Below are 395 nucleotides of genomic sequence, written 5' to 3'. Positions count from 1 at the left end.
CATTTCTCCCCGTATAGTGACGGGGAGAAAGACACTGTCATCGCCGATTTCGCCACCAACGTATTCCTTTTTCGAAAGCGGACGACTCTGCATTTTTCTATTGCAGATAAGAATTATCCACGATACTATGTATCCACGATAAAGGAGCCGATCCAATGAAGCTGGGCGAGGGCGTTGAGGCAGCCATCCATTGCGCTGCCACGCTGGCGAGTGTGGAGGGGAACAGCACCATGCCTGGCGCTGCTCTCGCCGAGGCCTTTGGCCTGTCGCCTAGCTATCTGCTGAAGCATCTCAACATGCTGAGCGCCGCGCGCATCCTGGAATCGGTGCCCGGGCCTGCCGGTGGCTATCGGCTCCTTTATCGTGGATACATAGTATCGTGGATAATTCTTATC

Annotated in this window: 1 protein-coding gene; it reads left to right on the top strand. The window is 54.4% G+C overall.

What is annotated here, in order from left to right:
- Positions 1-155: 155 nt before the first annotated feature.
- Positions 156-395 (top strand): Rrf2 family transcriptional regulator (locus EOB80_RS35615; protein ID WP_245466470.1); only part of this gene is annotated, 240 nt, incomplete at its 3' end.

The organism is Mesorhizobium sp. M7A.F.Ca.MR.245.00.0.0 (assembly GCF_003997415.1).
In the GTDB taxonomy this organism is placed as follows: domain Bacteria; phylum Pseudomonadota; class Alphaproteobacteria; order Rhizobiales; family Rhizobiaceae; genus Mesorhizobium.
This window is presented reverse-complemented; position numbering and strand designations above follow the sequence as displayed.